24 protein-coding genes, 1 other RNA gene and 1 pseudogene are annotated in these 23,327 nt (G+C 72.7%); 15 read left to right on the plus strand and 11 right to left on the minus strand.

From position 1 onward, the window contains the following. Positions 1 to 181 precede the first annotated feature (181 nt). Positions 182 to 979 carry a site-2 protease family protein gene (locus ACIGXJ_RS02500; RefSeq protein WP_399640556.1) on the plus strand — a complete coding sequence of 266 codons (798 nt, stop codon included), beginning with the start codon at positions 182 to 184 and terminating at the stop codon, positions 977 to 979. Here ACIGXJ_RS02500 and ACIGXJ_RS02505 read toward each other — a convergent pair. Next, positions 972 to 1,151 carry a hypothetical protein gene (locus ACIGXJ_RS02505; RefSeq protein ID WP_399640559.1) on the minus strand — a complete coding sequence of 60 codons (180 nt, stop codon included), beginning with the start codon at positions 1,149 to 1,151 and terminating at the stop codon, positions 972 to 974. The two genes, ACIGXJ_RS02500 and ACIGXJ_RS02505, sit on opposite strands and share 8 nt — an antisense overlap. Before the next feature lie 64 nt (positions 1,152 to 1,215). Then, positions 1,216 to 1,923, minus strand: coding sequence for an NADPH-dependent F420 reductase (gene npdG, locus ACIGXJ_RS02510; RefSeq protein ID WP_399640562.1), 708 nt, complete (start codon positions 1,921 to 1,923; stop codon positions 1,216 to 1,218). A gap of 125 nt (positions 1,924 to 2,048) precedes the next feature. Between npdG and ACIGXJ_RS02515 the strand changes: the two genes are divergently transcribed. Both ACIGXJ_RS02515 and ACIGXJ_RS02520 read left to right on the plus strand, forming a co-directional pair. Next, positions 2,049 to 2,648: a hypothetical protein gene (locus ACIGXJ_RS02515; protein ID WP_399640565.1), complete on the plus strand. Its 600-nt coding sequence runs from the start codon at positions 2,049 to 2,051 to the stop codon at positions 2,646 to 2,648. A 99-nt stretch (positions 2,649 to 2,747) separates the two neighbouring features. Then, on the plus strand, positions 2,748 to 4,055 hold the full coding sequence (locus tag ACIGXJ_RS02520) for an MFS transporter (RefSeq protein WP_399640568.1): 1,308 nt from the start codon (positions 2,748 to 2,750) through the stop codon (positions 4,053 to 4,055). Here the strand turns inward: ACIGXJ_RS02520 and ACIGXJ_RS02525 are convergent, their stop codons facing one another. Next, positions 4,056 to 4,289: a hypothetical protein gene (locus ACIGXJ_RS02525; RefSeq protein WP_399640571.1), complete on the minus strand. Its 234-nt coding sequence runs from the start codon at positions 4,287 to 4,289 to the stop codon at positions 4,056 to 4,058. 59 nt (positions 4,290 to 4,348) lie between these two features. Here ACIGXJ_RS02525 and map point away from each other — a divergent pair, with 59 nt between their 5' ends. Then, positions 4,349 to 5,206, plus strand: coding sequence for a type I methionyl aminopeptidase (map, locus tag ACIGXJ_RS02530; RefSeq protein ID WP_399640574.1), 858 nt, complete (start codon positions 4,349 to 4,351; stop codon positions 5,204 to 5,206). 47 nt (positions 5,207 to 5,253) lie between these two features. Next, on the plus strand, positions 5,254 to 5,907 hold the full coding sequence (locus tag ACIGXJ_RS02535) for a heme oxygenase (biliverdin-producing) (protein ID WP_399640576.1): 654 nt from the start codon (positions 5,254 to 5,256) through the stop codon (positions 5,905 to 5,907). Positions 5,908 to 5,978: 71 nt separating this feature from the next. Here the strand turns inward: ACIGXJ_RS02535 and ACIGXJ_RS02540 are convergent, their stop codons facing one another. Next, positions 5,979 to 6,623: a PhzF family phenazine biosynthesis protein gene (locus ACIGXJ_RS02540; protein WP_399640578.1), complete on the minus strand. Its 645-nt coding sequence runs from the start codon at positions 6,621 to 6,623 to the stop codon at positions 5,979 to 5,981. A 324-nt stretch (positions 6,624 to 6,947) separates the two neighbouring features. Between ACIGXJ_RS02540 and efeO the strand changes: the two genes are divergently transcribed. From efeO to ACIGXJ_RS02560, 4 genes are read left to right on the plus strand one after another with little or no spacing between them, the layout of a single operon-like run. Then, the gene (efeO, locus tag ACIGXJ_RS02545) at positions 6,948 to 8,105 is read left to right on the plus strand and encodes an iron uptake system protein EfeO (protein ID WP_399640581.1); all 1,158 of its coding nucleotides are present in this window, start codon (positions 6,948 to 6,950) and stop codon (positions 8,103 to 8,105) included. A 32-nt stretch (positions 8,106 to 8,137) separates the two neighbouring features. Next, positions 8,138 to 9,391, plus strand: coding sequence for an iron uptake transporter deferrochelatase/peroxidase subunit (gene efeB, locus ACIGXJ_RS02550; RefSeq protein WP_399640584.1), 1,254 nt, complete (start codon positions 8,138 to 8,140; stop codon positions 9,389 to 9,391). A gap of 3 nt (positions 9,392 to 9,394) precedes the next feature. Then, positions 9,395 to 10,267, plus strand: coding sequence for an iron uptake transporter permease EfeU (gene efeU / locus ACIGXJ_RS02555; protein ID WP_399640587.1), 873 nt, complete (start codon positions 9,395 to 9,397; stop codon positions 10,265 to 10,267). Further along, positions 10,227 to 11,234, plus strand: a complete 1,008-nt coding sequence (locus ACIGXJ_RS02560; RefSeq protein WP_399640589.1) for a hypothetical protein — start codon at positions 10,227 to 10,229, stop codon at positions 11,232 to 11,234. The genes efeU and ACIGXJ_RS02560 overlap by 41 nt, the downstream gene beginning before the upstream one ends. A gap of 108 nt (positions 11,235 to 11,342) precedes the next feature. Here the strand turns inward: ACIGXJ_RS02560 and ACIGXJ_RS02565 are convergent, their stop codons facing one another. From ACIGXJ_RS02565 to ACIGXJ_RS02575, 3 genes are all read right to left on the minus strand, one after another. Next, positions 11,343 to 12,065, minus strand: a complete 723-nt coding sequence (locus ACIGXJ_RS02565) for a bifunctional DNA primase/polymerase (RefSeq protein WP_399640592.1) — start codon at positions 12,063 to 12,065, stop codon at positions 11,343 to 11,345. A 137-nt stretch (positions 12,066 to 12,202) separates the two neighbouring features. Next, positions 12,203 to 12,826 carry a TetR/AcrR family transcriptional regulator gene (locus tag ACIGXJ_RS02570; RefSeq protein ID WP_399640595.1) on the minus strand — a complete coding sequence of 208 codons (624 nt, stop codon included), beginning with the start codon at positions 12,824 to 12,826 and terminating at the stop codon, positions 12,203 to 12,205. A 335-nt stretch (positions 12,827 to 13,161) separates the two neighbouring features. Further along, positions 13,162 to 14,163: a Gfo/Idh/MocA family protein gene (locus tag ACIGXJ_RS02575; RefSeq protein ID WP_399640598.1), complete on the minus strand. Its 1,002-nt coding sequence runs from the start codon at positions 14,161 to 14,163 to the stop codon at positions 13,162 to 13,164. Positions 14,164 to 14,289: 126 nt separating this feature from the next. On the opposite strand from ACIGXJ_RS02575, the gene ACIGXJ_RS02580 reads away from it, so the two are divergent. The 4 genes from ACIGXJ_RS02580 to ACIGXJ_RS02595 all read left to right on the plus strand — a co-directional run bounded on the left by ACIGXJ_RS02580 (position 14,290) and on the right by ACIGXJ_RS02595 (position 18,151). Continuing rightward, positions 14,290 to 15,585 (plus strand): multidrug effflux MFS transporter, encoded by a 1,296-nt coding sequence (locus ACIGXJ_RS02580; protein ID WP_399640601.1) that lies wholly within the window; start codon positions 14,290 to 14,292, stop codon positions 15,583 to 15,585. Then, complete coding sequence (locus ACIGXJ_RS02585; RefSeq protein ID WP_399642128.1) at positions 15,522 to 16,721, plus strand: serine hydrolase domain-containing protein; 1,200 nt, start codon at positions 15,522 to 15,524, stop codon at positions 16,719 to 16,721. Before ACIGXJ_RS02580 ends, ACIGXJ_RS02585 begins: the two co-directional genes overlap by 64 nt. A 150-nt stretch (positions 16,722 to 16,871) precedes the next feature. Then, on the plus strand, positions 16,872 to 17,168 hold the full coding sequence (locus ACIGXJ_RS02590) for a hypothetical protein (RefSeq protein ID WP_399640604.1): 297 nt from the start codon (positions 16,872 to 16,874) through the stop codon (positions 17,166 to 17,168). Continuing rightward, positions 17,165 to 18,151 (plus strand): small ribosomal subunit Rsm22 family protein, encoded by a 987-nt coding sequence (locus ACIGXJ_RS02595; RefSeq protein ID WP_399640607.1) that lies wholly within the window; start codon positions 17,165 to 17,167, stop codon positions 18,149 to 18,151. Before ACIGXJ_RS02590 ends, ACIGXJ_RS02595 begins: the two co-directional genes overlap by 4 nt. 91 nt (positions 18,152 to 18,242) lie before the next feature. On the opposite strand, the gene ACIGXJ_RS02600 is transcribed toward ACIGXJ_RS02595, so the two are convergent. Beyond that, positions 18,243 to 19,880: an alkaline phosphatase D family protein gene (locus ACIGXJ_RS02600; RefSeq protein WP_399640610.1), complete on the minus strand. Its 1,638-nt coding sequence runs from the start codon at positions 19,878 to 19,880 to the stop codon at positions 18,243 to 18,245. A 134-nt stretch (positions 19,881 to 20,014) separates the two neighbouring features. Here ACIGXJ_RS02600 and ACIGXJ_RS02605 point away from each other — a divergent pair, with 134 nt between their 5' ends. Next, entirely contained in the window at positions 20,015 to 20,779 is a 765-nt protein-coding gene (locus tag ACIGXJ_RS02605) for an SDR family oxidoreductase (protein ID WP_399640613.1), read from the plus strand. Positions 20,780 to 20,953: 174 nt separating this feature from the next. Here ACIGXJ_RS02605 and ACIGXJ_RS02610 read toward each other — a convergent pair whose 3' ends face one another. Further along, positions 20,954 to 21,277: a nuclear transport factor 2 family protein gene (locus ACIGXJ_RS02610; RefSeq protein ID WP_399640615.1), complete on the minus strand. Its 324-nt coding sequence runs from the start codon at positions 21,275 to 21,277 to the stop codon at positions 20,954 to 20,956. Positions 21,278 to 21,413: 136 nt separating this feature from the next. Between ACIGXJ_RS02610 and ACIGXJ_RS02615 the strand changes: the two genes are divergently transcribed. Further along, entirely contained in the window at positions 21,414 to 21,980 is a 567-nt protein-coding gene (locus ACIGXJ_RS02615) for a DoxX family protein (RefSeq protein ID WP_399640618.1), read from the plus strand. A gap of 61 nt (positions 21,981 to 22,041) precedes the next feature. Here the strand turns inward: ACIGXJ_RS02615 and rnpB are convergent. Together rnpB and ACIGXJ_RS02625 are read right to left on the minus strand one after the other, a co-directional pair. After that, positions 22,042 to 22,444: RNase P RNA component class A (rnpB, locus tag ACIGXJ_RS02620), an RNA gene on the minus strand. Positions 22,445 to 22,547: 103 nt separating this feature from the next. After that, a pseudogene (locus ACIGXJ_RS02625) lies at positions 22,548 to 23,327 on the minus strand (DMT family transporter); the annotation flags it as partial.

Here is a 23,327-nt window from a genome sequence, read left to right on the forward strand (position 1 = left end):
AGGCCCGGACCCTCCCCCAGCAGCCGAGACCGCCCGCAGGGCCGGGCCTTCCCCGAGGCTCACCGGGCCGCCGCAGGTGACGCCTTTTCTCAGGAACCCTGCCCGGTTCCCGGGACGTTGTCCGTGTGCGCCCGGTACGGTCGGGCACCCGAGCCGCCCGATCACGGAGGTGTCCCACCCCATGACCACCGCCACCAGCCGGCACAGCGACCGGAGGATCAGCCCCGTCTTCGTGGGCATCGCGGCCGTGACGGCGGTGACCGGCTGGGCGACCTGGACCGGGTTCGCCGAGCAGCCGGGTCTGGCCGTGTTCCTGTTCGTGACGGCCGCGTGGATCGTCTCGCTGTGTCTGCACGAGTACGCGCACGCGCGCACGGCCCTGCACAGCGGGGACATCTCGGTGGGGGCGAAGGGCTATCTGACGCTGAACCCGCTGAAGTACACGCACGCGCTGCTGAGCATCGTGCTGCCGGTGCTGTTCGTGATCATGGGCGGGATCGGTCTGCCCGGTGGCGCCGTGTTCATCGAGCGGGGCCGGATCAGAGGCCGCTGGCGGCACAGCCTGATCTCGGCGGCGGGCCCGCTGACGAACGTGCTGTTCGCCCTCGTCTGCACGGCCCCGTTCTGGCTGGACGCGCTGGACGGCGTGCCGCGGGACTTCCGCTTCGCGCTCGCCTTCCTCGCGCTGCTCCAGGTGACGGCGGCGATCCTGAACTTCCTGCCGGTGCCCGGCCTGGACGGCTACGGGGTGATCGAGCCCTGGCTGTCGTACAACGTGCGCCGGCAGGTGGAGCCGCTGGCGCCGTTCGGGCTGCTGATCGTTTTCGCGCTGCTGTGGATCCCGTCGCTGAACAACGTGTTCTTCGACGTGGTCGACGCGGTCCTGCGCGGTCTGGGGATCAGCGACTTCGACACGTACTGCGGGTACGACCTGTACCGCTTCTGGCGCGGCACCGACGAGTTCTGCTCGGTCAGCTAGCGGCGGACTTCCTGACCTTCTCGCGCTTGAGGTAGTACCACGTCATGTTGGACGACAGTCCCGCGAGCAGCACCCAGACGATCCCGAGGAAGCTGCCCTGCGCGAAGGAGACGACGGCCGCGGCGACGGCGAGGAGGCAGACGATCAGGGCGTAGAGAGCGAGGCGGGGCATGGGGTCGGCTCCTGTCGGGGGACACTGCTGGTGCTGCTGATGCCCACCAGTGTCCCCCATGGGCTCATACGTCCGTGACGCGGAGCCCCGCGTGCGCCTTGTAGCGGCGGTTGACGGAGATCAGGTTGGCGACCAGCGACTCGACCTGGTGGGCGTTGCGCAGCCGGCCGGCGAAGACGCCGCGCATGCCGGGGATGCGGCCGGCCAGGGCCTGGACGGTCTCCACGTCGGCGCGCTCCTCGCCGAGGACCATCACATCGGTGTCGATCCGCTCGATCTCGGGGTCCTGGAGCAGCACGGCCGACAGGTGGTGGAAGGCCGCGGTGACCCGGGAGTCCGGCAGCAGGGCGGCGGCCTGCTGGGCGGCGCTGCCCTCCTCCGGCTTGAGGGCGTAGGCGCCCTTCTTGTCGAAGCCGAGCGGGTTGACGCAGTCGACGACCAGCTTTCCGGCCAGTTCCTCGCGCAGCGACCGAAGCGTGTCGGCGTGGCCGTCCCACGGCACGGCGACGATCACGATGTCGCTGCGCCGGGCGGTCTCGGCGTTGTCGGCGCCCTCGATGCCCTCGCCGAGTTCCTCGGCGGCGGCCCGCGCGCGTTCGGCGGCACGCGAGCCGATGATCACCTTCTGTCCGGCCCGGGCGAGCCGGTAGGCGAGGCCCTTGCCCTGCGGGCCGGTCCCGCCGAGCACACCGACGACGAGCCCGGAGACGTCGGGCAGGTCCCAGGGGTCCTTGGCGGGGGCCTTCTGTGCAGCACTGTCGGTAGAGGTCATGCGCCCGACTCTACGTGCGGCGGCGCTGCCGCCGTCCGGCGCTCACCCGGCCCGGCACCCCGGTTCGGGCGAATTCCGGCCGAACGCCGGGCCGCACGCGCCGGGTTGGGGCAGGATGCGGGCGCATGGACGCCGTACGGGTCGCTTTGTTGCGCGAAGTGCTCGCCGGGACCGAATGGCCCGCCGCCACCCGCCGGTTCGCGGGGGTGCTGCGCGGTTCGGTGGTGTCGCACGGGGGCGGGCTGCTGGTGGTGGGCACGCCGCAGTACGAGCCGTGGCATCTCGCGGCGCACCTGGTGGACGAGGCCGCCTGGTCGGGTACGCCGGAACTGGCGCCGACCCTCGTACGGCATGCCGCGCGGCCCTCCGGTCCCGCGCACCTGGCGGTGGGCCTCGGCCGCATCGAGGCGGCGGGGCGCGGCGAGACGCTGCTGGTGGTGGCACCCGGGGAGCACGCGGGGCTGCTGGAGCGGGTGCACGGGGCCCGGCGTGCGGGCGCGACGGTGCTGGCGCTCGGCGCGGGCGGCGGGGAACTGGAGGCCATGGCCCACGAGGCGCTCCCGGTGCCGGAGGACGCCGAGCTGGACCTGGACAGCGTCCAGCACCTGGTGAGCGCGGCGGCCGGCGAGAACGCGGTCCCGCTGCCGCGGAGCCGCCGCCGCTTCCGGGACCGCCTCTCCCGCCTGGCCGACTCCCTGACGGCGCCCCCGCCTCCGGCTTGGTGACACCCGCCGCCACCCGTGCACAGGGGACTCAACGGCCCGCGAGCGGTCGCGAAAAACTGGGTTGCACCCCCGCGTGGCCCCCACCGAGCATGACCTCTCGTGACCGCCGAAGCCCCCGCACGACGCCGCTCGCTCCTCCCCGACCTCGCCCCCTGGCGAGCCTCCCGGGACTTCCGGCTGCTCTGGATCTCGGGCGCGATCTCGAACTTCGGCAGCTTCCTGACCTTCGTCGCGCTGCCCGTGCAGATCAAGGAGCTGACCGGTTCGGCCGCCGCGGTCGGCGCGATCGGCGCGGTGGAGCTGATCCCCCTGATCGTGTTCGGCCTGTACGGCGGCGCCCTCGCCGACGCCCTCGACAAGCGCGGCCTGATCGTGTGGTCGGAGGCCGGTCAGGGCGTGCTCAGCGCGGTCCTGCTGGTCAACGCGCTGCTGCCGGAGCCGGCGGTCTGGCCGCTGTATCTCGTGGCCGCGTTGTCCTCGGCGCTGGTCAGCGTGCAGCGGCCCGCGCTGGACTCGCTGTGGCCGCGGATCGTCGCGCACGAGCATCTGCCGGCCGCGGCCTCGCTGAACTCGCTGCGCTGGACGGCCGGCGGGGTCGCGGGCCCGGCGCTGGCCGGTGTGGTGGTGGCGTACGCGGGGCTGGGCTGGGCGTACGCGGCGGATCTGGTGACGTTCGCCGTGTCGGTCGTGCTGATCCTGCCCATCGCCTCCTCCCCCGCCGCGCGCGAGGCCGCGAAGCCGTCGCTGAGGGCGATCGCGGAGGGCGCCCGGTACGCCTGGAGCCGCAAGGAGCTGCTCGGCACCTACGCCGTCGACCTGGCGGCGATGTTCCTGGCGATGCCGCTGGCGGTGCTGCCGTTCCTCGCGGACGAGCTGGACGCCGAGTGGGCGCTGGGGCTGATGTACGCGGCGGTGCCGCTGGGATCGCTGCTGGTGAGCGTGGTCAGCGGCTGGACCGCGCGGATCCACCGGCACGGGCGGATGGTGGTGCTGGCGGCCGCGCTGTGGGGCGTGTCGATCGCGGCGGCGGGGACCTCGCGGAACGTCTGGCTGGTGCTCCTGTTCCTGACCGTCGCCGGGGGCTGCGACATGGTCAGCGGGATCTTCCGCGGGGTGATGTGGAACCAGACGATTCCCGACGAGCTGCGCGGCCGGCTGGCGGGGATCGAGCTGCTGTCGTACTCGGTCGGGCCGACCCTCGGCCAGGTCAGGTCGGGCGGCTTCGCGGCCTGGTGGGGGGTGCGGGCGTCGGTGTGGTCCGGCGGGCTGCTGTGCGCGGGCGCGGTGGGGCTGCTGGCGCTGTGCCTGCCGAAGCTGATGACGTACGACGCCCGCACGGACGAGCACGCGGCCCGGGTGCGGGAGCAGCGGGCGGCGGCCGCCGGGTCCGCGGGCACCCGGGCCTGATCAGTCCTCGTCGGTGGCCGGTCCCGTGGGCGCGTCGTGCCAGCGGGGGTCGTTCTCCCACTCCAGGTTGCGCTCGCGGGCGGTCGCCATCGCGTGCTCGGCCTCCGCGCGGCTGGCGTACGGGCCGAAGCGGTCCTTGGCGGGGCATTCCGGCCCCTCCTCGACCTTCTTGTGCTCCAGGCAGTAGTACCACTCGCCCGGCTTGCCGACGGTGCGCTTCTTGAACAGGGCCATGACCGGCTCCTTTCGCCACGGACATGGTCCCCCATGACCGCTGTCTTAGACTCGCTGGCATGTCTGGCCAGTCGCTGCTCGTACCAGGGGAGCTCTCTCCCACCCGTTCCGTACCCGGAAACATCCGGCGCCCCGAGTACGTCGGCAAGCCCGCGCCGGCGCCGTACACCGGTCCGGAGGTGCAGACGCCCGAGACGATCGAGGCGATGCGCCGCGCGGGCCGGATCGCCGCGCAGGCGATGGCCGAGGCCGCGAAGATCATCGCGCCCGGCGTCACCACGGACGAGCTGGACAAGGTGGCGCACGAGTTCCTGTGCGACCACGGCGCCTACCCGTCCACGCTCGGCTACCGGGGCTTCCCCAAGTCGCTGTGCACCAGCGTCAACGAGGTCATCTGCCACGGCATCCCGGACTCGACGGTGCTGCGCGACGGCGACATCGTCAACCTGGACGTGACGGCGTACATCGGCGGGGTGCACGGCGACAACAACGCGACCTATCTGGTCGGGGACGTCGACGAGGAGAGCCGGCTGCTGGTGGAGCGCACCCGTGAGTCGCTCACCCGCGCTCTCAAGGCGGTCAAGCCGGGCCGGCAGATCAATGTGATCGGCCGGGTCATCGAGTCGTACGCCAAGCGGTTCGGGTACGGGGTCGTCCGGGACTTCACGGGGCACGGGATCAACTCGTCGTTCCACTCGGGCCTGATCATCCCGCACTACGACAGCCCGCACGCGACGACGGTCATGCAGCCGGGGATGACGTTCACGATCGAGCCGATGCTGACGCTCGGCACGCACGAGTACGACATGTGGGACGACGGCTGGACGGTCGTGACGAAGGACCGCAGGCGGACGGCCCAGTTCGAGCACACCCTGGTGGTCACGGAGACGGGAGCGGAGATCCTCACCCTGCCGTAGGCTTTTCCCGACAGATTGTCGGAAATGTACCCCTACAGGTGGGCCGCATGGTCACGGACTCCTTCTCCGCCGTCATCCGGGCCGCGTCCCGGGAGCGGCACACCGAGGCGGAGGGCTCCGCGTTCATGGGCGACCTGCTCGGCGGCCGGCTCGGTGTGGACGCGTACGCGCGCTACACCGAGCAGCTGTGGTTCGTGTACGAGGCCCTGGAGGCGGGCGCCGGACGGCTGGCGGCCGACCCGGTCGCGGGGCCGTTCATCCGGCCGGAGCTGTTCCGGCTGGGCGCGCTGGAGCGGGACTTGGCGCATCTGCGGGGCCCGCACTGGCGGGCGGGGATGAGCGCGCTGCCGGCCACCCGCGCGTACGCGGACCGGGTGCGGTTCTGCGCCGAGCGGTGGCCCGGCGGCTATGTCGCCCACCACTACACGCGCTACCTCGGCGACCTGTCCGGCGGGCAGATCATCCGTGACCGGGCGGAGCGGACGTGGGGGTTCACGCGCAAGGGCGACGGAGTGCGGTTCTACGTCTTCGAGGACATCCCCAACCCGGCCGCGTACAAGCGGTCCTACCGGGAGCGGCTGGACCGCGTCGCGGCGGGCGAACCGGAGAGGCGGCGGATCGCGGCGGAGTGCCGGGACGCGTTCGCCATGAACACCGCGGTGTTCGGGGCGCTGGGCGAGGAGTACCGGCTGTCCGCGTGAGCGCTGCCGCCGGTTCGGCGCCGCATCTCTCGGGGGACGCAGTTCCCGCGCCCCTCGAGGGGCGCCGCCCGTCAGCGCTCCAGCAGGACCCGGCCGCCGATCTCCACCCACCCGTGCGGCTGAGGGGCCGTCAGGATCTGCGAGCCCTTGCCCTGCGTGATGTTCAGGGCCCGGTCCAGCTGTGCGGTGAGCAGCAGCGCGGCCGCGCCCGTCGCCTCGTCCTCCTCGATGCCGTCGTCACGGCCGGGGAACCCGCGGGCGCGCACCCGGCCGGCGGCCTCGTCCTCCCAGGCCCAGGCGTAGATCCACTCGCCCTTCGGGGGGACCGGCAGGGCGTCCACCTCGGCGGCGGTGGCGTACTGGCGCAGGGTGCGCGGGGGCGCCCACTCGGCGCGGGCCTCGATCCAGCTGAACTCGCCGTCCTGGCGGGCGCCCACCGCCCCGGCGGGGGTGACCAGTTCGGGCACGTCCAGCAGCCAGGCCGTGCCGACGCAGGGGTGGCCGGCGAAGGGCAGCCGCAGGGTGGGCGTGTAGATGTCGACGACTCCGCGCTCGGGGTCGTCGACGAACACGGTCTCGCTGAAGCCGAGCTTGGCGGCGAACGCCTGGCGCTCCTCGCGCTCCGGCAGCACCGAGCCCTCGCGGACGACACCCAGTTCGTTGCCGTAGCCGCCGTTCGGCGCGCAGAAGACGCGCAGTACGTCGTAGTCAGTCACCGGGGAATTGAATCACCGGGCCGGGCCACGGGGGCGTGCCGCCCTCGTCGCAGGGCAGGCCGGCGAGGACGCCGCCCCGGCCCTGGTGCGCGTACGGCGAAGACGGCGGCCGGTCCTCGTAAGTCGCCCTTGACGTTCCTTTGACCTTTCCATGGTGTGCGTTTTGGCCGGGCGTGACCGGGCCGTGCTCATACAGCGTCGATGAGAGCTGAATCACCGCTTGCTTGGGTATCGCATAGGTAAGGCTCGGATAAGTTAGGCGAGCCTACCCATGCCGAAGTGACGTGGGTCACGTAGATTTTCCGCCACTCGTCTGGAGTTCGTATGCGTGCCGTCCGCCTCTCCGTCGCGACCGCCGCCGCCACCGCGGCGGCCCTGACCGCCGTCACGGGCTGCACCGAGAAAAGCAAGGGCGACGCGAGCGCGGACAACGTCATCACCGTGACCGCCACGGACGACAAGTGCGAGGTGTCGAAGAAGGAGGTGCCCGCCGGGCACCTCGAACTCGCCATCGAGAACAAGGGCTCGAAGGTCACCGAGGTCTACGTCCTGTTCCCGGACGACCGTGTGGTCACCGAGCGCGAGAACATCGGCCCCGGCACCAAGCAGCGGGTCACCGCCGAGGTGAAGGCCGGCGACTACCAGATCGCCTGCAAGCCCGGCATGAAGGGCGACGGCATACGCCAGGACATCAAGGCCACCGGCGGCGGCGCGGCCGCCGAGCGCGACCCGCGCCTGGACAAGGCGGTCGCCGCCTACCGCGCCTACGTCCAGGAGCAGGCCGACGAGACGCTGCCGCTGGCCGAGAAGTTCGCGGCGGCCGTCAAGGCCGGCGACCTGAAGACCGCCCAGGCCGCCTACGCCCCCTCCCGCATCGGCTGGGAGCGCACCGAGCCGGTCGCCGAGTCCTTCGGCGACATCGACCCCAAGGTCGACGTCCGCGAGGACGGCCTGGAGGCCGGCCAGGACCCGGCCACCGACTGGACCGGCTGGCACCGCCTGGAGAAGGCGCTGTGGCAGGACAAGAAGATCGGCGACCGGGAGAAGGAGCTCGCCGACCTGCTGGTCAAGGACCTGAAGGACTGGCAGAACCGGGTCGGCAAGGCCGAGATCACCCCCACCTCCATGGCCAACGGTGCCAAGGAACTCCTCGACGAGGTCGCCACCGGCAAGGTCACCGGCGAGGAGGAGCGCTACTCGCACACCGACCTCGTCGACTTCAAGGCCAACGTCGAGGGCGCCGAGAAGTCCTACGAGCTGCTCAAGCCGGTCGCCCAGGAGAACGACGCCGAGCTCACCGCCGAACTGGACAAGCAGTTCGCCGCGCTGAACGGCCTGCTGGACAGGTACCGGCCGAACAAGACCTCTTACGAGTTCACCTCCTACGACAAGGTCGGCAAGGCCGACCGCAAGGAGCTGTCGGACGCGGTGAACGCCCTCGCCGAGCCGCTCTCCCAGCTCGCCGCCGCCGTCGTCAAGTGAGCAGTCCACAAGCGAACGAGGGGCAATCCGGCATGACCGACACGGACAGCACCCAGGCCACCCCGTCCCGGCGATCCCTGCTGGGCTGGGGCGGCGCGGGCCTCGCGCTCGGCGCCGCCGTCGCGGGCGGCGCCGCGGCGATGACCCGTACCGGCAACGACGTCGACCCCGCGGGCGCCGAGGCCGGCGCCGCGGTCGAGTTCCACGGCGCCCACCAGGCGGGCATCGCCACGCCGGTCCAGGACCGGCTGCACTTCGCCGCGTTCGACGTGAAGACCGACGACCGCGAGGAGTTCGTGCGGCTGCTCAAGGACTGGACCGAGGCCGCCCGGCGGATGACGGCCGGACAGGCCGTCGGCGAGGGCGCGTACGGCGGGCTCGCCGAGGCGCCGCCGGACGACACCGGCGAGGCCCTCGGCCTCAAGCCGTCCCGGCTGACCCTCACCATCGGCTTCGGCCCCTCGCTGTTCGCGAAGTTCGGCCTCGCCGGGCAGCGGCCCGACGCCCTGATCGACCTGCCGAAGTTCGCCGGCGACAACCTCGACCCGGCCCGCAGCAACGGCGACCTGTGCATCCAGGCCTGCGCCGACGACCCGCAGGTCGCCGTGCACGCCATCCGCAACCTGGCCCGCATCGGCTTCGGCAAGGTCGTCATCCGCTGGTCCCAGCTCGGCTTCGGCAAGACCTCCTCGACGACGCCCGAAGCGCAGACCCCGCGCAACCTCATGGGCTTCAAGGACGGCACCCGCAACATCGCGGGCACCGAGACGGACCGGCTGGAGAAGTTCGTCTGGGTCGGCGAGAAGGAGGGGCCCGGCTGGATGGTCGGCGGCTCCTACCTCGTCGCCCGCCGTATCCGCATGCACATCGAGACCTGGGACCGCACCTCCCTGCAGGAGCAGGAGGACATCTTCGGCCGCGACAAGGGCGAGGGCGCCCCGGTCGGCAAGGCCAAGGAGCGCGACGAGCCGTTCCTGAAGGCGATGAAGCCCGACGCGCACGTCCGGCTCGCGCACCCCGACTCCAACCACGGGGCGACGATCCTGCGCCGCGGCTACTCCTTCACCGACGGCACCGACGGCCTGGGCCGGCTGGACGCGGGCCTGTTCTTCCTGGCCTACCAGCGGGACGTCCGCAAGGGCTTCGTGCCCGTCCAGCGCAACCTCGCCACGGACGCGCTCAACGAGTACATCCAGCACGTGGGTTCGGCCGTCTTCGCGATCCCGCCCGGCGTCCGCGACAAGGACGACTGGTGGGGCCGGACGCTGTTCGCGAAGGAGGCCTGAGCCGTGTTCTCCAACTACCTCATCGGACTGCGCGAGGGCCTGGAGGCCAGCCTCGTCGTCTGCATCCTGATCGCCTACCTCGTCAAGACCGGCCGCCGGGACGCCCTGAAGCCGATCTGGACCGGCATCGGCGTCGCCGTGGCGCTCGCCCTGGGCTTCGGCTGCGCCCTCGAATTCGGCTCCCAGGAGCTGACGTTCGAGGCGCAGGAGATGCTCGGCGGGTCGCTGTCGGTCATCGCGGTCGGGCTGGTCACCTGGATGGTCTTCTGGATGCGGCGCACCGCCCGGCACCTGAAGGCCGAACTGCACGGCAAGCTGGACTCGGCGCTGAGCACCGGCACGGTCGCCCTGGTCGTCACCGCCTTCCTCGCCGTCGGCCGGGAGGGCCTGGAGACCGCCCTGTTCGTGTGGACGTCCGTCCGCGCGGCCGGCGACGGCTCCCCGCGCCCGCTGATCGGCGCCGGACTGGGCCTGGCCACCGCGGTGTTCCTCGGCTGGCTGTTCTACCGGGGCGCGCTGCGCATCAACCTGGCGAAGTTCTTCACCTGGACCGGCGGCATGCTCGTCGTGGTCGCCGCGGGCGTCCTCGCGTACGGCTTCCACGACCTGCAGGAGGCGGACTTCCTGCCCGGCCTGACGGACAAGGCGTTCGACATCAGCGGCGCCATTCCGCCGGACAGCTGGTACGGCACCCTGCTGAAGGGCATCTTCAACTTCCAGCCCGATCCGACCGTCCTCCAGGTCACGGTGTGGCTGCTGTACCTGATCCCGACGCTCGCGCTGTTCCTCGCCCCGGTAGGGTTCGCCTCCGGGAAGGGGAAGGTGAAGGAGCCCGATGACCAGGGATCGCAGCCGTCTGAGGCTTCGCAGGCGTGACCGCAACGGTGTCATAGCGGCCACGCTGACCGCTTTGTCGCTGGCCGCTCTGTCGTTGACCGTGAGCGGATGCGTGGTGGTGCACGGGGAGCGCGAGGTGCTCCCCGCCGCCACCCGGGCCGAGGCCGCCGAGGCGCTGAAGGACTTCACGGACGCGTACAACGCGGCCGACAAGGCCTACGACAGCTCCCTGGACGCCGCCCATGTCGCCGGCGCCCTCGCCGACATCGACGGGGCCCGGCTGAAGGCGGGCCACGCCAACCACCCCGACGGCAACGCGAACCACACGCCGCTGGAGCTGACGGACGCCAGGTTCACCATCGTGGAGAAGGCCGGCTGGCCTCGCTGGTTCCTCGCCGACGCCAAGGGCAACAAGGGCGGCGACGCACGCTGGCTGCTGGTCTTCACCCGCGACAGGATGGACGCCCCCTGGGAAGTGGCCTATCTGACGCTGGTCGCGCCCGGCTCCGTGCCCGACTTCAAGAAGGACGCCGACGGGCATGTAGAGGCCGTCCCCGCCGACTCGCCCGAACTGGCCATCTCCCCCGAGGACTTGAGCCGGGACTACGTCTCCTACCTCCAGGACGGCGACACCGTCTTCGCCGACGGCACCCACACCTCCGAGTGGCGGGCGCTTCGCCGGAAGAACGCCCAACGCCCCGGTCTCGCACGGCAGTACCTCGACGAGCCGCTGTCCGGGGGCGACTACGCCCCGCTCGCGCTGCGCACGGCCGACGGGGGCGCGCTGGTGTTCTTCGCCACGCGCCACTTCGAGAAGCAGACCGCGGCCGCGGGCACGAGTGTGCCGACCCCCGGCGACGACGTGCTGGCCCTGACGACGGGCGAGATCAAGCAGTCCCTGACGATGGAGTTCGTCTCCAACGAGGTGGTGCTCGACCCGAAGAAGGGGGCCGAGGTGGAGATGCTGGGGCGGATCCAGGGATTGACGGGCGCCAAGGGCGAGTAGCTCCGCCTTCCGCCTGGGTCCGGCCGTCGTGTTGCGTGGGCCGCGCCGCCGTGGCTTGTCGCGCCCGCGGGCGGAGCCGCATGTCGGTACGCCCCCCGCGCCCCTGGGTCAGTGCCGCAAGGGCCACGCCGCCGGCACATGGCCCGTGTGCCTCGCGCACGCGTCCGTGAGGTGCTCCAGCAGCGTCAGGGGGTCCGGCAGGGCGTGCTCCGGGCCGCGTACCCAGTGGACGGTCCGGTCGTCGTCACCGGGGAGCCGGGCGGGCGGCACCAGTACGTAGGAGCCTCGGCAGTGCCACCGCAGTCCGGGATGCTCGTCCATCGTCTCCGGGTGGCAGTCCAGCTCGCACGGCCACCACTCGTCCTCGTCCTCGGGCGTACCGCGTGTGAGGGTGAAGAAGAGCATGCGGCCGTCGTCGCTCTCGGCGACCGGTCCGACGTCTATGCCGGCGGCGAGCAGCCCGGCCAGGGCCTCACGGCCGGCCTCCAGGGGGACGTCGAGCACGTCGTGGGTCATGCCGGTCGCGGTGATGAAGTTGGCCTGCGGCTGATGGCGGGCCCAGCGCTCGATCTGGGCGCGGTCGGTGGTGGACTGCGTCTGCCAGGCGAACGACACCGGGTGCCGTGCGGGGGTGGGACATCCCACGCGGTCGCAGGAACAGCGGTAGCCGGGGGCGGGGTGGGCGGCGGGCGCGAGCGGCAGGCCCGCTTCGGCGGCGGCGAGCAGCAGGGCCTCACGGCCGCCGTCGTCGGCGGTCTCGGGGCCGCTTCTGCGCAGCCACTGGGTGAGTTTGCCCCGCAGGCCGGTCCGGCCACCGAACTCCGCGCTCATCTATCCCCTCGCCCTCGCTGTTGTGCGGACAGCATGCCTCATGGTCCCACCATCCTGCGCCCTGGGGGGCCGGACCCGACAACCGGGAAGGGTGGGGCGAGACATACCCCACACCGCCGATCAGTGCGGAGCGGGACTTATCGGGGCGCCAGGCCGTACAGGGCGTAGTCGACGAGGGTGTCCGTGTACTCGTAGGAGATCGGGCCGGTGTGCTGGAGCCAGCGCTGGGCGAGCGGGGAGACGAACAGCTCCAGGGCGATGCGCGGGTCGATCCCGGGGCGGACCTGCCCCGCGGCCTGGGCGGCGCGCAGGCGGTCGACGTAGAGCTGGAGCTGCGGTTCGAGGAGCCGGGCGACGAAGCGGCGGCCGAGCTCCTCGTTGACCAGGCCCTCGGCGGCGAGGGCGCGAGAAGGGGCCTCGAAGCGGGGGTCGAGGAGTTCGTCGACGGTGGCGCGCAGCACCGCCCGTAGGTCGGCGGCGAGGTCGCCGGTGTCAGGGATGCCGTACGGCTGCCCGGGCTCGGCGCCCGCCGCCTGGGCCGCCTGTTCGCCGAGGTCGAGGAAGGCCTCGAGCAGGACGTCGGCCTTGGAGGACCACCAGCGGTAGATGGTCTGCTTGCCGACGCCGGCGCGGGCGGCGATCCCCTCGACGGTGGTCTTCGGATAGCCGACCTCGGCGACGAGGGCGAGGGCGGCGGCGTAGATCGCGCGGCGGGACTTCTCGCTGCGGCGGGTGGCGTCGGGGGCGGGCTTGTCGACCATGACGTGACGATACCAGGTGGCGAGACGCGCCGTCTCGCCTACGTCCGCCGCTTCGGAAGCCCGTCCCCCGACGCCCGTGTCAACCGAGTCGGCCTGCACCGCGCCGGCCGTCACCGAGCCGACCCGCCCCCGTCGAGCCGGCGCGCGCTGAGCCCGCCCCCGTCGAGCGGCCCCTGCCTAATGGTCTCGCTTCGGCCCCGTCGAGCGGCCCCTGTCCAACGGTCTCGCCCGAGTTCGGCCCCGTCGAGCGGCCCCTGCCGAACCCGTCCCGCCAGAGCCGGCCCCGCCGAGCCCGTCCCCGTCGGGCCGCCCCGCCGAGCGCCCCCCGGAAGGGGTCAGGCGGCCTCCCCCGGGTACCGCACCCCGACCCGCTCCCGGATCGTGTCCATCGTGCGCATCACCGCGAGCGTGCCGTCCAGCGGGACGAGCGGGGACTCGGTCTCGCCGGCGCGCAGGGCGCGCATGACCTCGCGGGCCTCGTGCCGGAGGGTGGTGCGGGGGCCGTCGGCCGGGTCGGCGGTGAACTCCTCGGGGTCACGGCCGTCGCGGTGCAGGACGAAGCGGTCCGGGTGGAAGAAGCCGTGCGGGACGTCGATGCGGCCGTGCGAGCCGGTGACCGAGGCCTGGACCGGCGTACCGCCGACGATGGAGCAGTGCACCGAAGCCAGAGCACCGCTCTCGTAGGAGAACAGGGCACCCGTCTGGAGATCGACGCCCTCGTCCGAGAGCACCGCTCTCGCCGCGATGTCCGCGGGCTCGCCGAGCAGCAGCTGCGCGAAGGACACCGGGTACACGCCCAGGTCCAGCAGCGCTCCCCCGCCCTGCGCGGGGTCACGCAGCCGGTGCGCCGGCGGGAAGGGGCCGGACAGCCCGAAGTCGGCCTGCACGGTGCGCACCTCGCCGATCGCGCCGTCGTCCACCAGCGCCTTCAGCCGCCGTACCAGCGGATTGCAGTACATCCACATGGCCTCCATCAGGAAGCTGCCGCGCTCGCGCGCCAGCGCGACCAGTTCCTCCGCCTCGCGGGCGTTCAGCGTGAACGCCTTCTCGCACAGCACGTTCCGCCCGGCCTCCAGGCACAGCCCGGCCGCCTCCCGGTGCGCCGCGTGCGGGGTGGCGACGTAGACGACGTCCACGTCCTCGTCCATCGCGAGCGTCGCCCAGTCGCCGTAGGCCCGCGGGATGCCGAAGCGCTCCGCGAAGGCCTTCGCCGATGCCTCGGTGCGCGAGGCCACCGCCACCACCTCCGCGTCCGGCAGATCCACCAGATCCGCCGTGAACGCCGCCGCGATCCCCCCGGTGGCCAGGATTCCCCACCGCACCACGTCCGCCGTCATCTGCGCCCCGCCCCTCGTCATTTCCGCCCCGCCCTCGTCCCGGTGACAATCCCGGCTGACAATCACCACTGTGTTCGAGCTGAGAGCATAGGGAGCGCACGGCGCGACGAGGAGGGGCAGGGGCACATGGCCGAGGGCGGGGCGTCCACACCTGATCTGTCACGGGCGGCCGCACCCCCGGCGCGGCCGCCCGTCCACGGCGCGCGCCGCACCGGCGCGCTCGTCACCTTCGTCCTCGGCGGACTGACGGCCACGCCCCCGCTGGCGATGGACATGTACCTCCCGGCGCTGCCCGAGGTCACCCGGAATCTGCACGCGCCCGCGGCGACCGTGCAGCTCACGCTCACCGCCTGTCTGTTCGGCATGGCGCTGGGCCAGCTGGTGGTCGGCCCGATGAGCGACCGCTGGGGGCGCCGCCGCCCGCTGCTGGCCGGGCTCGCGGTGTACGTCGTGGCGACGGCGCTGTGCGCGTTCGCGCCGACCGTCGAGACGCTGGTCGTGTTCCGGCTGGCGCAGGGCCTCGCGGGCGCCGCCGGGATCGTCATCGCGCGGGCGGTGGTCCGCGATCTGTACGACGGCGTGGCGATGGCCCGGTTCTTCTCGACGCTGATGCTGGTCTCGGGCGTGGCCCCGATCGTGGCGCCGCTGATCGGCGGGCAGATCCTGCGGGTGACGGACTGGCGTGGTGTGTTCGTCGTCCTGGCGGTGATCGGGGTGCTGCTGTCGGCGCTGGTGTGGACGCGGCTGCCGGAGACGCTGCCGCCGGCCGAGCGGCACGCGGGCGGGGTCGGGGAGGCGCTGCGCTCGATGCGCGGGCTGCTGGCCGACCTGCCGTTCACCGGGTTCCTGCTGACCGGAGGGTTCGCGTTCGCGGCGCTGTTCGCCTACATCTCCGCGTCGCCGTTCGTGATCCAGGAGATCCACGGGGCCTCGCCGCAGACGTTCAGCCTGCTGTTCGGCCTGAACTCGGTCGGACTGGTCGCGGCCGGGCAGCTCAACGGCAAGGTGCTGGTGGGCCGGGTCAGGCTGGAGCGGGTGCTGGGCGTGGGGCTCGGGGTGGTCCTGCTCGCGGCGACCGCGCTGCTGCTGATGTCGCTGGGCGTGTTCGGCGAGACGGGGCTCGCTCCGGTGGCGGCGGCGCTGTTCGTGCTGATGACCGCGATGGGCGTCACCCTGCCCAACACCCAGGCGCTCGCGCTGATGCGGACGAAGCACGCCGCCGGGTCGGCGTCCGCGCTGCTCGGCACGTCGTCGTTCCTGATCGGCGCGGTCGCCTCCCCGCTGGTCGGCGTCGCCGGCGAGGACACCGCCGTGCCGATGGCCGTCGTCCAGCTGTCGGCGGCGCTGCTCGCGGCCGGCTGCTTCGCGCTGCTGTGCCGGCCGTGGCGCACCACGGCCGAGACCCTCGGGGAGGAGAGCTGAGCGCGCCGCGACTGCGCACGGGCACGCCGGAACGGGCCGGGCTCGACCGCGCCGAGATCGACAGCCTCGTGAGCGAGGTGCACGGCCTGACCGCCGGGGAGCGGCCCTGGGCCGCGGGTGCCGTCGTGGTCGCCGGGCGCGGCCCGGTGGTGGCGGTGGCCGAGGCCGCGGGCTGGGCCGTGCGGTACGCGGGCTACGACCCGGTGGCCGACCGGGGCGTGGAGCTGCCGCCGGAGCGGCGGGTGGCGATGACCGTGGACACGCCCTTCGACCTGGCCTCGCTGACCAAGCTGTTCACCTCCGTGGCGGCGGTGCAGCAGATCGAGCGGGGCACGCTGGGCGTCGACGCGCTGGTGGGTGCGTACCTGCCGGAGTTCCGGGGGGCGGCCGGGCACGGGATCACCGTACGGCAGCTGCTCACGCACACCTCGGGGCTGCGGCCGGAGCTGCCGCTGTACGACTGTGCGGACGCCGAGGAGCGGCTGGCGATGCTGCGGGCGGAGGAGCCGGTGTCCCCGCCCGGGTCCCATGTGTACTCCGACCTGAACATGCTGCTGCTCCAGCACGTCCTGGAGCGCATCACCGGGCGGGGCCTGGACGTGCTGATCCATGACGGGATCACCCGGCCGCTCGGGATGACGGCCACGCGGTTCGGGCCGCGCCCGGGCGCGGCGGCGACGGAGGACCAGCGGCGGCCGTGGGCGAAGGCGGACCGCGGGATGCTGCGGGGCGAGGTCCACGACGAGAACGCGTGGGCGCTGGGCGGGGTCGCCGGGCACGCGGGGCTGTTCTCGACGGGTCCTGACCTGGCGGTGTTCTGCCGGGCCCTGCTGGCCGGCGGTTCCTACGGGCCCGCGCGCATCCTCGGCCCGGACTTCGTGGAGCTGCTGCTGACCCCGCCGGGGCTGGGTTTCGCCCTCGACCAGGCGTGGTTCATGGGCGAGCTGGCGGGGCGCGGCGCAGCGGGCCACACGGGCTTCACGGGCACGTCGCTGGTCGTCGACCCGGCGACGGACACCTTCCTGGTCCTGCTGGCCAACACGGTCCACCCGCGGCGCCGGCCCGCCGACAGCGCGCCGAGGGCCGCGGCGGGCACCCGGGTGGCGCGGGCGGTGCGGGCGGTCCGGGGAACCTGAGCCGAGGGCGCTTTGCCCCCGCTTGCACTTCTTGTACGGACATGGCATGCCTGCCCACAATGGAAGCCGGTGAAGGACAGGGCATCGGCCTATCGGCCCATCCGACCGTCGGGCCATCGAACCATCGGACCATCGGACCAGGAGGGCGCCATGTACGTCGTGGTCCAGCACAACTTCTCGAATCCGCAGGTGGCGTGGAGCCGCGGTGAGGCCCTGATCGAGGGCCGCGGCGCGCCGGAGGGCACGCAGGTGCTGCAGTTCTACCCGCGCGTGGACGGCTCGGCCGCCACCTGCCTGTGGGAGTCGCGGTCCGTCGGCGACGTCCAGCGCTTCGTCGACTCGACGCTCGGGGACGCGGCCGTCAACGTCTGCTACGAGGTCGACGCGGACAAGGCGTTCGCCGAGCGTCCGTCGCTGTCCTCGGCCCCCCATAGAATCGCCGGGTGAACGCCCCCGTAAGCCCCGCCGAAACCCTGCGCGCCTCGCTCGCCGGGCTGCTCGACGGTCTCCCGCCGCGGCAGGCCGCGCAGGCGGTCGAGCGGCTGATCGCCAACTACCGGGGGGCCACCCCCACCGACGCGCCGATCCTGCGGGACCGGGCGGACGTGGCGGCGTACGCCGCGTACCGGATGCCGGCCACCTTCGAGGCGGTGTCGGCGGCGCTGGCGGCGTTCGCGGACGCCGTGCCCGGCTGGGTGCCCGGCAGCCAGGTGGACGTCGGCGGCGGAACGGGTGCGGCGACCTGGGCGGTGAGCGCGACCTGGGACGGGCCGCGCGAGGTGACCGTCCTGGACTGGGCCGAGCCCGCGCTGGCGCTGGGCCGGGAGATCGCCGCCGCCAACCCGGCGCTGAGCGGCGTACGGTGGCAGCGCTCTCGGATCGGAGCGGCGCTCTCCATCGAGAGCACTGATCTCGTCACGGTGTCCTACGTCCTCAACGAGCTCACCGCGCCCGACCGCGCCGCGCTGGTGGACGCGGCCGCCTCCGCCGCGCGGGCCGTCGTGATCGTCGAGGCAGGCACCCCCGCCGGCTACGCCCGGGTCATCGAGGCCCGCGACCGGCTGATCGCCGCCGGGTTCCAGGTCGCCGCACCCTGCCCGCACAGCGCCGCCTGCCCGATCGTGCCCGGCGAGGACTGGTGCCACTTCTCGGCACGGGTCAGCCGCTCCTCCCTGCACCGGCAGGTCAAGGGCGGCTCGCTCGCGTACGAGGACGAGAAGTTCGCCTATGTCGCCGCCACCCGCCTGCCCGTGACCCCGGCCCCCGCCCGGGTCGTACGACGGCCCCAGATCCGCAAGGGGCAGGTGCTCCTCGACCTGTGCGAGACCGACGAGCACCTGCGCCGCACGACGGTCACCAAGCGCCACGGGGACCTCTACAAGGCGGCCCGGGACGCGGAGTGGGGCGACGCGTGGCCACCGGCGGAGTGAGACACGGGCGGGGACGAGACCCGGGCAGGGGGACGAGACCCGGGCCTGGGGACGAGACTCGGGCAGGCGAGGCTGAGGCAGCGGACGAGGCTCAGGCGGGCTTGAGGCCCGGGTCGCCCACCTCCGTCACGTACGACCCCGCCGTGGCCACCGGCGCCCCCGGCCGCGTCACGTACGGCACGGTGCGGAAGTCGGCGCGTGCCCGGTCGCGGCCCAGCTCGACGGTCACATAGCCGCGGCGCCCGTTGTAGAACCGCAGATGCGGGTTGGCGGTCATGTACGTCTGCCAGTTGGCGGGCCGGTCCGAACCGTCGCGGCCGCTGGCGATGGAGGTCGCGACGATCTCCGTGCCCAGCGTGCGGGAGGCGGGGTCGTCGAAGTCGGCCTTGATGTCGAAGCCGTAGCCCACATGGACGTCACCGGTGAGCATCATCAGGTTGCGCAGACCGGCCGCCTGTGCGCCCGCGAGCACCCGGCGCCGCGAGGCGCGGTAGCCGTCCCAGGCGTCCATCGACACCCGGGAGGGCTCGGTGAGGTCGAACTTGCGCTGTGAGAAGACGACCTGCTGCGGGACGACGTTCCACAGGACCCGCGAGCGCTGCCACCCGTCCAGCAGCCAGCGCTCCTGCGTCTCGCCGGTCATGGTGCGCGCCGGGTCGTCGACCTCGGGCCCGGGGACGCGGGCACCGTCACCGTAGGCCTGGTCGGAGCGGTACTGGCGGGTGTCGAGGATGTCGAACTGGGCGAGGTCGCCCCAGCCGAGGCGGCGGTAGAGCCGCATGTCCGGTCCCTCGGGGAGCTGCGGGCGGCGCAGCGGCTGGTTCTCCCAGTAGGCGCGGTAGGCGGAGGCGCGGCGCAGCAGGAACTCCTCCGGCGGGACGCCGTTCTCGGGGGCGTCGCCGGCGTAGTTGTTCTCGGTCTCGTGGTCGTCCCAGGTGACGACGAAGGGGTGTGCGGCGTGCGCGGCGCGCAGGTCGGGGTCGGTCTTGTAGAGGGCGTACCGCAGCCGGTAGTCCTCCAGGGTCATGGTCTCGCGGTTGAAGTGGGCGGGCAGGGTGCGGTCGGTGTAGGCGCGCGAGCCGCCGGTGGCGTTCACCGCGTACTCGTAGAGGTAGTCGCCGAGGTGGAAGACGGCGTCGAGATCCTCCTGGGCGAGATGGCCGTACGCGGTGAAGTAGCCGTCGTGGTACGCCTGGCAGGAGACGGCCGCGAGGCGGAGCGCGGTGGGGTTGTCGCCGGGAGCCGGGGCGGTGCGGGTGCGGCCGGCCTCACTGACCCAGCTTCCGGTGCGGAAGCGGTAGTGGAAGGTGCGGCCGGGGGCGAGGTGGGAGACCTCGACGTGGACGGTGTGGTGGAACTCGGGGTGGGCGAAGACGGTGCCGCGCCGGGCGATTCTGCGGAAGTTCTCGTCGTACGCGATCTCCCAGTGGACCAGGACGCGTTGGGCGGGCAGTCCGCCGTCGGGCTGGTAGGGCGCGGGTGCCAGCCGAGTCCACAGCAGGACCGAGCCGGGCAGTGGGTCGCCGGAGGTGACGCCGAGGGTGAAGGGGTCCTCGGTGATCCGCGCGGGGTCGAGTTCGGCGGCGGCCGCGGTGCCGGCGGCCGGGAGGTTCACGGCGAAGGCGAGCGCTGCGGCGGCGCCGGTGACGGTGAGGAAACGGCGGCGGCCGAGGTGACGGGCGGCGGCGCGCAGTTCGGGGGCGTGCTGGGGCCGGGCGTCGGGTGTCATGCGGTCCTCCCCTGGCGAATGGGTGCAGGGGGCATTGGAGTGACCGCGGACGACGCTGGATTGACAAGTACACAACACCCGAATGGCGGACAGATGAGTTCCGCATTCCGGACCGTCCCGTACGCTGCGGGGCCATGAACGCTGTGGAAACAGACACGAGGGTCGCGGTGGTCACCGGCGCGGGCTCCGGGATCGGCCGCGCGGTCGCCGTGGAGCTGCTGCGGGCCGGCTGGTCGGTGGCGCTGGCGGGCCGCCGCACGCGGACGCTGGAGGAGACCGCGGCCCTCGCGGGGACGGCCGCCTCGCTCGCCGTGCGCACGGACGTCTCACAGCCGGACGACGTGGCCGCGCTGTTCGCGGCGACGGTGGAGCGCTTCGGGCGCGTGGACCTGCTGTTCAACAACGCGGGGACGTTCGGACCCGGTGGCGTGCCCGTGGAGGAGCTGTCCTACGAGGCGTGGCGGCACGTGGTGGACACCAACCTCAACGGCGCGTTCCTGTGCGCGCAGGCGGCGTACCGGCAGATGAAGGAACAGACCCCGCGGGGCGGCCGGATCATCAACAACGGCTCCATCTCCGCCCACACCCCCCGGCCGCACTCGGTCGCCTACACGGCCACCAAGCACGCGCTGACCGGCCTGACCAAGTCACTGTCCCTGGACGGGCGGGCGTACGGCATCGCCGTCGGCCAGATCGACATCGGCAACGCGGCGACGGACATGACGGCCCGGATGCAGACGGGCGCGCTCCAGGCCGACGGGGAGGTCCGGCCGGAGCCGGTGATGGACGTGGCGGACGTGGCGCGCACGGTGCGGCACATGGCGGAGCTGCCGCTGGAGGCGAACGTGCAGTTCGCGACGGTGCTGGCGACCGCGATGCCGTACGTGGGGCGCGGCTGAGTCCGCACACCCGGACAGAATTCGAGGTTCCGCCCCATTGCGGCCGGTGGGAGATCTATGCTCGACTCTCCTCCACAAGAGCTTCACACTTGAGGCTCTGTGATTCCGGCCATCCCGAGGGGGGAGGCGGCAGCCGTTCCACGGAACGCACCGGCCCGTGGAACGGCTGCCGCGTCATGCCTGGCCCGTCTCGAAGCGGGCGATCTTGCCGTCCTCGACCTCGAAGTGCCAGCGCGTGCGCATCTCGCCATAGGTGTCGTTGCGGTAACCGGCCAGCAGGTCACGGCCGTTGTTCGACTCGCGCTCGACCTTCAGATGGCCGTTGGAGAAGAAGATCTCCCGGTCGATCCACTCGGTGAGGTCCCGGTCCGTGCCGTCGTCGGACATGGTCGCGCCCGGCGCGAGCAGGTCCATGAACCGTGCGCGGTCGTGCGCGTTGACGGCGTCGACGAAGGCGCGGACGGCCGGGTCGCTGAGTCGGGCGGTCTGAATCGTCATGGCGTCAGCGTCACACCGGGGCCCGGGGCCCGCCACCGGGTGCGCCCGCGCCACCCGAACGGCGGACCGGGCAGAGCCGCCGGATGCGGCTGATGCGACGGTGGAGGGACAAGCACGCGTCTCTCCGGGAGTCATCGTGACCTTTTACGACCGACGTGATCTGGGCCTGCTGCTGCTCCGGCTGGGCGCCGGCGGAGTGCTCGCCGCGCACGGCACGCAGAAGCTGTTCGGCTGGTTCGGCGGCCACGGCATCGAGGGCACAGGGCAGTTCATGGAGTCCGTCGGCTACAAACCGGGCAAGGCCAGCGCGACCGCGGCCGGGCTCGCCGAGACGGGCGGCGGCACCCTGCTGGCGCTGGGCCTGGCGACACCGGCCGCGGGCGCGGCGGCGGCCGGCGCCATGGCGGGCGCCGCCGCGGTGCACACCCCGAACGGCTTCTTCAACCAGGGCGGCGGCTACGAGTACGCGGCCACACTCGGCCTGGCCGCCACCGGCCTCGCCGTCGCCGGACCCGGCCGGCTCTCCCTGGACCACGCCCTCGGCCACATCTTCGACCGCGGCTGGATGGTCCCGGTGGCCCTCGGAGTGACGGCGGCGGCCACCGCGGTGGTCGTCGGCACCCGCAACAAGCAGCTCCGCGACGCCGAACGGGCCGAGCAGGCGAGTCTGTTCGACGAGCAGGAGTCGCTGCTCGGGGAGTAGGGGGGGCCTGCGCGCCGGGAGCGGCGGGGTCCGGCCGAAACATCACCACGCCCTGGAGAGGCAGACGAGTCGGGCTGTACGCCGGGTTCTGTTCCCGGGGCTCCTCGCGGAGCCCTGGGCGACGGCCATCCATCTAGGGCCGGTGTTGCCACCGGCCTCGTGCGGTCTACCCGCGGACTCGGGCGGGCAGCCCTCGAACGTCCGCGCAGAAACACCGGGGTGTCTCCTTTTGACCTTGCTCCAGGTGGGGTTTACCTAGCTGCCCAGGTCACCCTGGGCACTGGTGGTCTCTTACACCACCGTTTCACCCTTACCCGGCACCGAAGTGCTGGGCGGTCTGCTTTCTGTGGCACTGTCCCGCGGGTCACCCCGGGTGGCCGTTAGCCACCACCCTGCCCTGTGGAGCCCGGACGTTCCTCGGGGAGTCCCTCAGGGGGATTCCACGCGGCCGTCCGCCCGGCTCGTCTGCCGTGCCGACCATGTTACCGGCCTGCGGGAGGCGGATGTCGCCAGCACCGAGCCGGCGAGGATCAGGGAGAAGGCCACGGCTATGGACGCCGTCAGGGACTCGTCCAGGAACAGGGCGCCCGCTGCCACGGCGACCGCCGGGTTGACGTACGTGATGACCGTCGCGCGCGTGGGGCCCGCCTCCTTGATCAGCTCCATGAACGCCACGAAGGCCACCGCCGTGCAGATCACGCCCAGGCCGGCCAGGGCCGCCAGGGCCCGGCCCGAGGGCATCTCGGCCGGCCAGGTCGCCGCCGCCGCGGGGGCGTACACGACGGCCGCGAAGGCCAGGCAGGGGGCCGTGAGGTGCAGGGACGGGACGTCCTTCAGCCGGCGGGCCGCGATCAGCGGCGCTGTCGCGTAGCCGACGACCGTCAGCAGCACCTCGGCGAGGGAACGGGTGTCCCCGCCGGTCAGGTGCGGGATCGTCAGGACGGCGACCCCGCCGAGGCCCAGGGCGAGGCCCGCCGCCCTGCGCATCCCCAGCCGTTCGGTGTCGCCGAAGAAGCGGGCCAGGGCCACGCCGACGATCGGGACGCCCGCGATGAGCAGGCCCGCGGTGGAGCTGGAGAGGTGGCGCTCGGCGTCGGTGAGGGTCCACCAGGGGCCGACGATCTCGATGCACGCGAAGGCCAGCAGGGGGCGCCAGTGGGCGCGGACGGTGTCGGTGAGGCCGCCCTGGCGCAGAGCGAAGGGCAGCAGCAGGGCGGCGCCCAGCGCACATCGCGTGAACACCACCATGGACGGGGACAGCTCCTCCACCGCCACCTTGATCATCAGATAGGGGATGCCCCAGACGACTCCCATCAGGGAGAACAGGAACCAGCCGCGTGCAGTCAT

This window comes from Streptomyces sp. NPDC053367 (assembly GCF_044545925.1).
GTDB lineage: Bacteria > Actinomycetota > Actinomycetes > Streptomycetales > Streptomycetaceae > Streptomyces.

Bases quoted from the DNA above. Each gene is read 5' to 3' on its own strand.
- ACIGXJ_RS02570 (WP_399640595.1), bottom strand. From the start codon at position 12,826: ATGGTCGACAAGCCCGCCCCCGACGCCACCCGCCGCAGCGAGAAGTCC.
- ACIGXJ_RS02580 (WP_399640601.1), top strand. From the start codon at position 14,290: ATGGCCGAGGGCGGGGCGTCCACACCTGATCTGTCACGGGCGGCCGCA.
- ACIGXJ_RS02610 (WP_399640615.1), bottom strand. From the start codon at position 21,277: ATGACGATTCAGACCGCCCGACTCAGCGACCCGGCCGTCCGCGCCTTC.
- map (WP_399640574.1), top strand. From the start codon at position 4,349: ATGTCTGGCCAGTCGCTGCTCGTACCAGGGGAGCTCTCTCCCACCCGT.
- efeO (WP_399640581.1), top strand. From the start codon at position 6,948: ATGCGTGCCGTCCGCCTCTCCGTCGCGACCGCCGCCGCCACCGCGGCG.
- ACIGXJ_RS02525 (WP_399640571.1), bottom strand. From the start codon at position 4,289: ATGGCCCTGTTCAAGAAGCGCACCGTCGGCAAGCCGGGCGAGTGGTAC.
- ACIGXJ_RS02600 (WP_399640610.1), bottom strand. From the start codon at position 19,880: ATGACACCCGACGCCCGGCCCCAGCACGCCCCCGAACTGCGCGCCGCC.
- ACIGXJ_RS02575 (WP_399640598.1), bottom strand. From the start codon at position 14,163: ATGACGGCGGACGTGGTGCGGTGGGGAATCCTGGCCACCGGGGGGATC.
- ACIGXJ_RS02565 (WP_399640592.1), bottom strand. From the start codon at position 12,065: ATGAGCGCGGAGTTCGGTGGCCGGACCGGCCTGCGGGGCAAACTCACC.
- efeB (WP_399640584.1), top strand. From the start codon at position 8,138: ATGACCGACACGGACAGCACCCAGGCCACCCCGTCCCGGCGATCCCTG.
- npdG (WP_399640562.1), bottom strand. From the start codon at position 1,923: ATGACCTCTACCGACAGTGCTGCACAGAAGGCCCCCGCCAAGGACCCC.
- ACIGXJ_RS02590 (WP_399640604.1), top strand. From the start codon at position 16,872: ATGTACGTCGTGGTCCAGCACAACTTCTCGAATCCGCAGGTGGCGTGG.
- ACIGXJ_RS02500 (WP_399640556.1), top strand. From the start codon at position 182: ATGACCACCGCCACCAGCCGGCACAGCGACCGGAGGATCAGCCCCGTC.
- ACIGXJ_RS02535 (WP_399640576.1), top strand. From the start codon at position 5,254: ATGGTCACGGACTCCTTCTCCGCCGTCATCCGGGCCGCGTCCCGGGAG.
- ACIGXJ_RS02560 (WP_399640589.1), top strand. From the start codon at position 10,227: ATGACCAGGGATCGCAGCCGTCTGAGGCTTCGCAGGCGTGACCGCAAC.
- ACIGXJ_RS02505 (WP_399640559.1), bottom strand. From the start codon at position 1,151: ATGCCCCGCCTCGCTCTCTACGCCCTGATCGTCTGCCTCCTCGCCGTC.
- ACIGXJ_RS02605 (WP_399640613.1), top strand. From the start codon at position 20,015: ATGAACGCTGTGGAAACAGACACGAGGGTCGCGGTGGTCACCGGCGCG.
- ACIGXJ_RS02515 (WP_399640565.1), top strand. From the start codon at position 2,049: ATGGACGCCGTACGGGTCGCTTTGTTGCGCGAAGTGCTCGCCGGGACC.